The following is a 10,374-nucleotide window of genomic DNA, read 5'->3' as shown; positions in this document are numbered from 1 at the left end:
ATTTTACGCCATGAGCTGCAATTTTCAAGAAACGGTTCACCTGAAATCTTTCTGGGATCGTCCTTTTTGGGGGGGAGGGGAAAGTCCCGATCAACGCAGGATTTACCGCTCTCATTTTTTACAGCTCAAAAGGGGTTTTTACAGGCCCATCGCCGCCAGTCCGATAAAAGCGAAGCAGGCAATAAAGGGAATGACAATCTGGGTGACAAAAATGTCAAAGTAGGCTTCTTTGTGGGTCAGCTTGCAGATACCCAGCAGGGTGATCTGCGCGCCCTGGTGAGGCAGAGAGTCCAGCGTGCCGGCGGCAATGGCGCCGATGCGGTGGACATAAGGCAGAGGCACGCCCAGAGAGACGTAAGTATCCTTCAGGGCATTGAAGGCCACGCCCATACCGCCGGAGGCGGAGCCGCAGGCGCCGGCGCAGACAGCCACGGTGATCATAACGAAAAGCAGAGGGTTCATGTCCAGGTTCTTCAGGGATGCCACCAGATCGGTAAAGCCCTGGGTGTTCTTGACCACGCCGCCGAAGCCGACGACGATAGCGGTGTTCAGAATGGAAACGCCGGAATCGGCCGCGCCCTTGTTGAACACCCGGATCCAGCCGTTGAGACCGCCCTCGATGCGGGGGAAGAACAGGATGCAGGCGAGGACAACGCCCAGGAACACAGAGGTCTCCACCGGAAGGCCGCCGCGGGTGCCGTCATCCTTGAGCAGGATGGGAGCGTTAAAGAGGACCAGGATCACCACGATGGGGATCAAGGCCACGATGGGGTTGGGCAGGCTCTCATCCTCGTCTGCCTGGAGCTCCTCAGGAGTAAGCTGGGTTCTCAGAGTAGGATCATGAAACACGCAGCCCTTCTTCGTAAAGGAACGGGCACGGCACTCCAGCCATACGAAAATCAGGACAAAAGACAGAACCGTAATAAGGATCGAAGGCACCAGTGCCGCGGTGGGCGTAGTTCCCAGAATATCGATGGGAATTACGTTTTGGATCGAGGGAGAGCCGGGACCGTACATCGACCAGGTCCAGCAGCCGGCGGAAATCGCGGCGGGGATCAGACGGCGCGTGACATTGGCGTTGCGGAACATTTGGAGGGCAATGGGGTACACCACGAAGAACACCACAAAGCCGGAGATGCCGCCGTAAGTCAGGATGCCGGTGATCACCATGATGATGGGGGCGACAAACTGTCCCCGGCTCATGCCGGAGAGCCACTTGGCGACGGATTTGGCGGCGCCGGTGAACTGATACACCGCGCCGAAAAGGGCGCCGACAAAGAAAACCAGAAAATAGCTGGAAACATAGCCGGCCGCGGCGGGCATGAAGTCATTTTTCAGACCGCTCAGGATCGCAACACTGTTCCCGGCAAACAGGGCAGAAAAGATCAGGACGAAAATTGTGACAAGCGGCGCCAAGATCAGGGCGGAAATCTGCTTAAACGCTAAAACTGCGAAGAGAATGATAGCAAGGAGCAGCACTAGAATTCCCATGTTCATAAAGGAGGGTTCCTCCATCTCTCTTAAAAATCTTTTACAGAGATCCATCTATCCCCGTAAAAGTGGTGCCGGGGAGCGCGAAATCATTTTTTCAGTCCCATGAGCCCATCCGAGAAGATCCGGGCATCCATCAGCTTGGGGCCGCCGGCCTCCATCCTGGGGGTAAAGCCCATCAGATCCAGCACCTGGGTTTTCAGATCAATGCCGGGGGCGATCTCGGTGAGGTACACCCCGTCGGGGCGCAGCTCAAACACGGCGCGCTCCGTGATGTACATGACGGGCTGTCCCGTCTTGACGGCGTACTTTCCGGAGAAGGTGATCTGCTCCACGGTGTGGATCATCTTCTGCTCGCGGCCCTCCTGGTCCACCACCAGCCTGCCGTCTTCCACGTGGCTCTTGAACCCGCCGGCCGTGAACGTCCCGCAGAAGAAGACCTTTTTGGCGTTCTGCGTGATATTGACGAATCCGCCGCAGCCGGCGATCCTGGGACCGAATTTGGAGACGTTGATGTTGCCTTCCTTATCCGCCTGCGCCAGGCCCAGGAAGGCCAGATCCACGCCACCGCCGTCATAGAAATCGAACTGATACGGCTGGTCCAGAATGGCCTCTACGTTGACGGAGCCGCCGAATTTGGGGCCGCCCTGGGGCACGCCGCCCACGGGTCCGGCCTCCACGGTGAGAGTCATATAGTCGCCGATGCCCTCTTCGTTGGCCACCATGGAAATGTACTCGGGGATCCCGATCCCCAGATTGACCACCTTGTCGGGCTCCAGCTCCATGGCCGCCCTGCGCCCGATGATCTTTTTTGCGCTCATGCGGGGATATTCCAGACTGCCCAGAGGGATCCGGAAGTCGCCCGTCATGGAGCCGTCGTACTCACAGCCCTGGCACTGCGCATGATCCTCCTTGTCCTCGCAGACCACAATGGCATCCACATAGATGCCCGGGATCTTCACCAGCTTGGGATCCACGCTGCCGCTCTGGACCACCTTCTCCACCTGGACGACCACCTTGCCGCCGGAGTTCTTGGCGGCCTGCGCAATGGCTGTGGCCTCGTTGGTGCAGCATTCATGCTGGAGAGAGACGTTGCCGTTTTCGTCCGCGATGGAGCCGCGAATAAACGCGATGTCCACTTTTTGGGCCTTGTAGAGCAGGCGCTCCTCCCCCAGAACGCTGACCACCTCCACAATGTCTTCCTTCGTGATCTCGTTGAGCTTGCCCCCCTCCACCCGGGGATCGGCAAAGGTGTTCAGCCCAACGTGAGTGAGCGTGCCGAGCTTGTGGGCGGCGATGTCCCGGAAAAGCTGAGACAGGGTGCCCTGAGGCAGGTTGTATGCCTCCAGCTTGTTGGCGATGATGAGCTTGCCCAGCTCGGGGGCCATGTTGTAGTGACCGCCGATGACCCGCCTGAGCATTCCCTCATGCGCGAAGTGATCGGCGCCGCTGCCGTCCCGGTTGCCCTGCGCCGCGGCGTAAAAAAGAGTCAGGTCTCTGGGATGCCCGGTTTCGAGAAAGCTCTTTTCCAGCGCCTTGTTCAGGGCCTCCGGCATCTGGCTGGCAACAAAACCGCTGGTGGTGATCGTCATGCCGTCCTTGACCCAGGAGGCGGCTTCCGCGGGGGAAACAATTGGTTTTTGGGACATATCAATGGTTCCTTTCCCTAATTTTTTAGCGGTCCCTGCTTATTTGCCGATGAAGTGCTTCTCCTTGCGCTTGGTCAGGAACGCGGTCATGCCCTCCTTCTTGTCCTCGGTGGCGAAGGACAGGCCGAACAGGTTGGCCTCCAGCTTCAGGCCGCTGTCCAGATCGGTATCCATGCCGGTGTTGATGGCCTGCTTGGCCAGGGCGACGGTGAAGGGGCTGTTCTTCATGATGCGGCCGGCCATGGCCTTGCAGTAATCGATCAGCTCGGCCTGGGGGACCACGTGATTGACCAGACCTATGCGGCAGGCCTCCTCGGCGGTGATCTGATCGCAGGTGAAGATCAGCTCCTTGGCGCGGCCCTTGCCCACCAGGCGGGCCAGACGCTGGGTGCCGCCGAACCCGGGAAGGATGCCGAGGCCGCATTCCGGCTGGGCAAATCTGGCGTTTTCGGAGGCCACGCGAATGTCGCAGGCCATGGAGATCTCACAGCCGCCGCCCAGTGCGTAGCCGTTGACCGCGGCAATGGTGACCTGAGGCATGTTTTCCAGACGGGAGAAAGCTTCCCGGGCCAGCAGGCCCATGGTGCGTCCTTCGGGGGCGGTGGCATTCACCATCTCGGAGATATCGGCCCCCGCTACGAAAGACTTTTCGCCGGAACCGGTGAGAATAACGGCCTTGACTTCCTGGTCCTTTTCCAGCTCGGCCAGACAGGTGTTGAGTTCCGCCAGGGTTTCGCTGTTCAATGCGTTGAGGGATTTCGGACGGTTGATGGTCAGCAGGGCGATCCCATTTTCGACTTCCAGAATCAGATTGTTCATAATACTACCTCCTGCAAAATTATATTGTTTCTTCTTGAAAGTAATTTGTATTCAAAACTACTTTCAAATGCATTGTATAGTAATATTTGGAATTCGTCAATACATTTTCGTTATTATATACCGTAAATCTTTTTATTGAGCTTTATAATTTTATTCATTTTTTCTTTTGATGCAGTATTATTCTTATGGAAATATATTTTGATTCCATCACTTTCAGGTGTCAAAAAAATAAATTCGAAATCAAAAAAAGGGGGAATCAGTCGTTTTGATTACTTCCACTCGAACTCCCCGCGGTTCAGGACCGCCTTCCCGGTCTCCTGATCGACCAGACGGAAATAGGCCAGCCTGTCTCCCATTTTCCAGATGTGCGTCTCCACAGGAGTGCCCGGAAGGAGGGGGCTGCTCATGGCGGCGGCCATCCGGGTCATGCGCTCGGGCTCACCGGGAGTGAGCGAATCTATGATCATACGGCACGCAAAGCCAAAGGAGCACAGGCCCTGGACGATGGGCTGGTCGAACTTCATGCTCCTGGCGTACTCCGGATCCACATGGATGAGGTTGGTGTCTCCGGTGAGGCGGTAGAGCAGGTTTTGCACCGGACTGATGTAGTCCGCCGCCACGCAGTCCGGAGCGCGGTCCGGGATCTCCACGCCGCTTTTGGGCCTTGGATGACCGCCGAAGCCGCCGGCCTCGTGGAAGAAGGTGCAGGAATAATTCGTGCACACCGGGTTGCCGGCTTCATCCCGCACGTCGATCTTCGTGCGGACCACGGCGCCGCGGCCCTCCCCCCGGTCATACACATCCACGATCTGATCCTGCCACTGGAAGGTGCCTTTGATGGCGTCAATGGGACGATGCATGATGATCTCGTGGTCCATGTTTAAAAAAGCAATGGTGGGTTTGATCAGCTGATCGGCCAGCATGGAGGCGGGCAGAGGCATCCACTGATAGGGCCGGACATTGACGGTGGCCCAGTACGGGACGGCGCCGAAGGTGGGGATGGCCTTCAGGTACTTTTCATAGTAGTAGGCCAGATCCTCCTTGTGGGCGCCCACCGCCAGGTTGTAGAGGGACACGTCCCGCCAGTTGTACTCCAGGTACCGGGGTTCCATCTTCGCGCCGATGAGCTGATTGAGATCGATCTTTTCCATAAGATACCCATCCTTTCGTCTTTCCTGTAATTGCTCCATGCGGTAAGGCCTCACTTCAGCAGTTCTCTGGCGATCACCACTTTTTGGATTTCCGAGGTCCCTTCATAGATGGGGACGATTCGGGCGTCCCGGTACATCCGCTCCAAAGGGTAGTCCCGCATATAGCCGTAGCCGCCGTGGATCTGAAGCGCCTTGTTGGTCACCCAAACAGCAGTTTCCGAGGCGAAATATTTACACATGGAGGCCAGTTTGGTAAAGGGCTCCCCCGCATCGGCGGCCTCCGCCGCTTCCAGGACCAGGGCCCGGGCGGCCTCGGTCCGGGTGGCCATGTCGGCCAGATACCACTGCAGGCCCTGGAGCTTTCCGATGGGCTTGCCGAACTGGACCCGCTGTCCCATATACTCGATGGACGCCGCAATGGCCGCGTCCGAGATCCCCAGGGCCTGGGCGGCCATCCCGATCCGGCCCCCGTCCAGTGCCTGCATGGCGATCTTGAACCCCTCGTTCTCCCGGCCGATCAGATTGCTTTTGGGCACCCGGCAGTTTTCAAAGATCAATTCGGAGATATCCGCCCCCCGCAGGCCCATCTTCTCTTCCCGCTTGCCGATGGTGAATCCCGGCGTGTTCCGGTCCACGACGATGGCGGACATGCCCCTGGTCCCGCGTTTGGGATCGGTCAGGGCGATCACCACCACATAATCGCCCTCGTTTGGGCCCATGTTGCTGATAAAGCACTTGCTTCCGTCCAGCACATAGTCATCCCCGTCGGGAACGGCTCTGGTGGCGGCGGCGCTGGCGTCAGAGCCCGCGTTCGCCTCCGTGAGGGCGAACGCGCCGATTTTTCCCGCCGCCGCGGCGGAGAGATATTTCCGCTTCTGCGCTTCGTTCCCGTGTTTGAGAAAAATATCGTTGACCAGCGTATGCACGGCAATGACCTCGGCCGTGCTGGCACACTCGCGGGCCAGCTCGGAAATCACCAGCACCTTGCAGACATTGGAGATGCCGGCCAGTCCGGGCCCTCCGTACTCCTTTGGGACGTTGAGCGCCGTAAAGCCCACCCCTGCCATTTTCTGGATCACCTCCCGGGGAATGCGCTCTTCCCTGTCAATGTCCGCGGCTATGGGCCGCAATTCCCCGCGAGCAAATTCCCCGGCCATTTTTTGAAGCATCTTTTCTTCCCTGCTAAAATGCATTCCTCACCCCTCCTTGTTATCTCCAAAAGCAAATTTGGTCGTCATTCACAATTCACGACTTGTAATAGTGCAGTTTTTGTGCCAATTTCCCAAAAAATTGTTTCCTTCACAGTTTTTGCTTGCGAATAACTTGCAGCACAAAGGAAAAACTTTTTAAATTGTTTTTGCGCAGCTCTTCTTTGAGAAATTCCATGGCAAATTCATGTGTCTTTTGAGCAAATATGTGTCAAAAATTTCACACTTCTGCTTGCTCCGTCCTGAGGGGTGTGCTACACTGAAGCCAGAACAAGAAGGGAGGCGTCCGTTATGACTGAGGACCACCGTTGCCGTCTCATTTTTGAGGAGTTCCTTGACAAGACGGAGGACGGCTTCATTGTGGTGGATCAGGATGGCATCATCACGGATATCAATCAAAACTACTGTGACTTTCTGGCCAAGGACAGAAAAAACCTCTTGGGCAAGCCCATTGGCTCTGTCATTACTACGACCTCTATGTACGATGTGCTGGCCAAGCGCCATCGCGGAGACGGCAGCCAGGGTGTGTACATTCAGCCATACTGTGCAGGAGAGACCCGGGATGCAACGGAGGCTTATGCCGTAGCCAATCGATTTTGCATCTTTGATGAGGACGGTCAGCTCATTGGAGCCGCCGCCCACATGAAATTTCGACAGCGGGCTATGGATACGGCGAAGGAGATCGCCGAATTGGAGTTGAAATACTATAAAGAAGCCTATCAGAACAACATCTCCGGATTCGGCGGATTCCAGGGGCTGATCGGAAAGGACCCGAAGCTTCTGGAACTCAAGCGGCTTGGCATTCAGGCGGCTAAAACCGATTTTCCTGTCCTTATTACAGGGGAGACAGGGACAGGCAAGGAGGTTTTCGCCAAAGCCATCCACCTGGAGAGTGAGCGCCGTGACGGGCCTTTTATTGCCATTAACTGCGGGGCCATTCCAGATAATCTGCTGGAATCGGAACTTTTCGGCTACGAGGAAGGGGCCTTTACCGGGGCGAAACGGGGGGGTAAGCCGGGGAAATTTCAGCTTGCCAACGGCGGAACCCTCTTTCTCGACGAAATCGGCGACATGCCCTTTCCCCTCCAGGTAAAACTGCTGCGGGTGCTCCAGGACGCCCAGGTGGAACGGGTGGGGGGAGAATCTCCCATCCATGTGGACGTGCGCATTGTAGCGGCCACCAGGCAGGATCTGCAGACGATGATGAAGGCAGGCACTTTTCGGGAGGATCTTTACTATCGTCTGGCTGTCATCAATATCGAGATGATCCCGCTCAGAGACCGTCCCATGGATATCCTTCTCCACGCAAACTGCTACCTCAGCGAACTGAATCGGAAATACAGGACCAGCATCATTCTCTCTGACCGAGTCAAAAAATGTCTGCGTGCCTATTCCTGGCCAGGAAATGTGCGAGAACTGCAAAATGTTCTTGCCGGAGCGTATGCCTCTTGCGACAAAGTAATCATCGACCTTGAAAATCTGCCGATCAAGGTGTCTTCCCCGTCTCGCGGTACCGGAATGGAACCAGAACTTCAGGGAGGCCGTTTGTCAGATGCGGTCTCTGCCTATGAGGCAAAAATGATCCGAAATTCCCTTCAACGCAACGGTCAGAATGTGCGGGCGGCAGCGGAAGAGCTTGGAATTGAGCGCAGCTTCCTCTATCGCAAGATGAAACGTCTGAATATTGGAATTCAAAGAGTTCTTAAGCCAGGAGACTGAGATATTTTCGCAAAAGAAAACCTGTATCCAGAAGCGGAATTCCCGCCTCTGGATACAGGTTTTTTACATTCCGGAACAACATGTTTTCCTCTACATACGAGCCTTTCGGATTTCTTCCGTGAGGACTGGAAGGACCTTGAAGAGATCTCCCACCACGCCATAATCGGCAATATCAAAAATAGGCGCCAGGGGATTTTTATTGATGGCGACGATATACTTTGCCCCTCTCATTCCCGCCACATGCTGATTGGCCCCGGAAATTCCGCAGGCAATATACAGCTTGGGAGAAATCTTCTTTCCCGTCTGCCCAATTTGATGGGCATGAGAAATCCAGCCTGCGTCCACAGCCCCGCGGGACGCACCGACTGCGCCTCCAAGCACTTGAGCCAAAGCCCTGACCGGTGCAAAGCCCTCCGGTCCACCCAAACCCAGGCCGCCGGAGACGACAATATCCGCCTCTTCCAGCTCTACTTTTCCGGAGTCTGGATCGGCCAAAAGCTCCAGGATGCGGGTGTGTATATCCCCGGGACTCACACGGATATTTTCCCGAATAATTTCTGCTTCATGGGCAATAAGCGGGGGACGATGGAAGATCCCCGGACGGACGGTTCCGATTTGCGGCCTTTGAGTGGGGCAGAGAAGCGTTTCCAGCAACTGCCCTCCAAAAATTGGGCGGGTCCATGCCACGCAACCGATTTCCGGGTCAAATTCCAGGCCGGTACAGTCGGAAGCCAACCCCGTCCGCAAACGGGCGCTCAACCGGGGGGCCAGGTCTCTGCTGTTTTCGGTGGCCCCCATCAGAAAAATATCCGGTTGGTATTTCCTAACCAGATACGCAAGGGCGTCAACATATGCATCGGTAGTGTACAGGCGAAATTCGGGAGCGTCCGCAACAATGATCCGTTCCACTCCGGACATTCCGGCGGTTCTTACTGCCGCATCAACCTCACAGCCAAGGACCACGGCGGTAAGTCTCCCTCCAAGCCGGTCTGCCAGCGCTCTGCCGGGAGTCAACGCCTCCAGCGCGGCTTTTTCTGCTGCGCCGCCGCTGGTTTCAATGAAAACCCATATGTCGTTTGATCTGCTTTCCAAAGTTCCTATCTCCCTTCAGAGAATTGCGGCCGCATTTAAAAGCTGATAGAGCTTTCGGGCTGAATTCTCATCTGATTCTTCCTCAATTCTGATTCGGCCTGTTTTCTGGGGGGGAGGAACGATTTTTTTTATATGGGTGGAGGCGCCTTTCCGCCCCACCTGAGTGAGATCCAGGTCAGAAAGATCGGAAGCCCGGAGGACAAAAATTTCTGCCCGGTTTGACTCCATCATGCGGAGAATGTCCGGATAGCGGCATTCCAAGGCGGACTTTGTAACAGTCACCACACAGGGCGTCGGCACTGTTACCACCTGAGTCCCCGCCTGAGTCTCTCTGTGCACTTTGAAAGATGCGCCCTCCCTTTCAACCGTCAACCCGCATGTCACCTGGGGGAGCCCCAGCCACTCTGCAAGTTGGGGCCCCACGTGCCCTTCATCACTGTCGGCGGCCTGCCTGCCGCACAAAATAAGGTCGAAGGGGCCTTCCTTGTGCGCAAGCGCTTTGATGGCAACGCTCAGCGTGTAGCTGGTTGCCAGACTGTCGGAATCCTCAAAGAGCGGATCACAAAGCAAATAGGCCGAGTCAGCAGTCAGCGCCAGGCAATCTCGCAGTGCCTGTTCAGCCAATTTCGAACCAAGGGTGAGGGCAGTGACCTTGACCTCTGGATCTGCATCCTTTAATCGGGCCGCAATTTCCAACGCGTATTTGTCCATGGGATTTAAGGCAGAAGAGGCGCTGCCTGCGGGCAGTGTCTCTGTCCTTCCACAATACCCGGTACGGGCGGTATCAGGCACTTGCTTGACGCAGAGCAGCACATTCATGATTCGCTTCGCTCCTATCTGTTACCATTCTCATAAATTGGGGCAGAAAATTGAATATCTTGTTTTTCCAATGGACCTGCCCGGACGTGTGGTCACATTATAGTATTGGCATTTTGTTTTGTCAACAAATTATGCTTATACAAAATCAAAATTTTGTTTGCACGTCATGTGCCCTATTTCATAAAATACATATCAAAAAAAATGCAAAAAATTGCTTGACATTTATGCAAAATAGTGTTAGTTTTGTTTCACAATAGTTTTGTTACAAAATATTTTTTAATAAAATTATTGTTTGTGTCGCGCAAAGCGCTGCTTTCCCGGGGGAGACTCCCCACTCATTTGGACTTATCCCAGAGTTTTCACTTCAACACGGGCAAAAAATGTTTCGCAGAAACGCGAACCGAGATCAAGAAAGGACGAGACAGA

At 55.4% G+C, this 10,374-nt stretch carries 8 protein-coding genes; 1 reads left to right on the top strand and 7 read right to left on the bottom strand.

The genetic code is table 11. From position 1 onward, the window contains the following. Positions 1–138: 138 nt before the first annotated feature. The 5 genes from ACQRD3_RS12915 to ACQRD3_RS12895 all read right to left on the bottom strand — a co-directional run bounded on the left by ACQRD3_RS12915 (position 139) and on the right by ACQRD3_RS12895 (position 6,303). Positions 139–1,497, bottom strand: a complete 1,359-nt coding sequence (locus ACQRD3_RS12915) for a GntP family permease (protein ID WP_427781661.1) — start codon at positions 1,495–1,497, stop codon at positions 139–141. A gap of 83 nt (positions 1,498–1,580) precedes the next feature. Continuing rightward, the gene (locus ACQRD3_RS12910) at positions 1,581–3,140 is read right to left on the bottom strand and encodes an acyl CoA:acetate/3-ketoacid CoA transferase (protein WP_427781660.1); all 1,560 of its coding nucleotides are present in this window, start codon (positions 3,138–3,140) and stop codon (positions 1,581–1,583) included. Between the two features lie 39 nt (positions 3,141–3,179). Continuing rightward, positions 3,180–3,959: an enoyl-CoA hydratase-related protein gene (locus ACQRD3_RS12905; protein ID WP_080906922.1), complete on the bottom strand. Its 780-nt coding sequence runs from the start codon at positions 3,957–3,959 to the stop codon at positions 3,180–3,182. Positions 3,960–4,228: 269 nt separating this feature from the next. After that, positions 4,229–5,110: a MaoC/PaaZ C-terminal domain-containing protein gene (locus ACQRD3_RS12900; protein ID WP_158082885.1), complete on the bottom strand. Its 882-nt coding sequence runs from the start codon at positions 5,108–5,110 to the stop codon at positions 4,229–4,231. A gap of 50 nt (positions 5,111–5,160) precedes the next feature. Next, positions 5,161–6,303: an acyl-CoA dehydrogenase family protein gene (locus tag ACQRD3_RS12895; protein WP_080906108.1), complete on the bottom strand. Its 1,143-nt coding sequence runs from the start codon at positions 6,301–6,303 to the stop codon at positions 5,161–5,163. Positions 6,304–6,609: 306 nt separating this feature from the next. On the opposite strand from ACQRD3_RS12895, the gene ACQRD3_RS12890 reads away from it, so the two are divergent. Then, positions 6,610–8,037 carry a sigma 54-interacting transcriptional regulator gene (locus ACQRD3_RS12890; RefSeq protein WP_080906109.1) on the top strand — a complete coding sequence of 476 codons (1,428 nt, stop codon included), beginning with the start codon at positions 6,610–6,612 and terminating at the stop codon, positions 8,035–8,037. A 90-nt stretch (positions 8,038–8,127) separates the two neighbouring features. On the opposite strand, the gene ACQRD3_RS12885 is transcribed toward ACQRD3_RS12890, so the two are convergent. Further along, positions 8,128–9,129 carry an electron transfer flavoprotein subunit alpha/FixB family protein gene (locus tag ACQRD3_RS12885; RefSeq protein WP_427781659.1) on the bottom strand — a complete coding sequence of 334 codons (1,002 nt, stop codon included), beginning with the start codon at positions 9,127–9,129 and terminating at the stop codon, positions 8,128–8,130. Between the two features lie 15 nt (positions 9,130–9,144). Then, entirely contained in the window at positions 9,145–9,948 is an 804-nt protein-coding gene (locus ACQRD3_RS12880) for an electron transfer flavoprotein subunit beta/FixA family protein (protein ID WP_427781658.1), read from the bottom strand. Positions 9,949–10,374 lie beyond the last annotated feature (426 nt).

It is taken from the genome of Candidatus Pseudoscillospira sp. SGI.172 (assembly GCF_050313575.1).
In the GTDB taxonomy this organism is placed as follows: Bacteria; Bacillota; Clostridia; order Oscillospirales; family Oscillospiraceae; genus Vermiculatibacterium.
The sequence above is the reverse complement of the archived record's forward strand: the minus strand, read 5'-3'. Positions and strand labels throughout refer to the sequence as shown.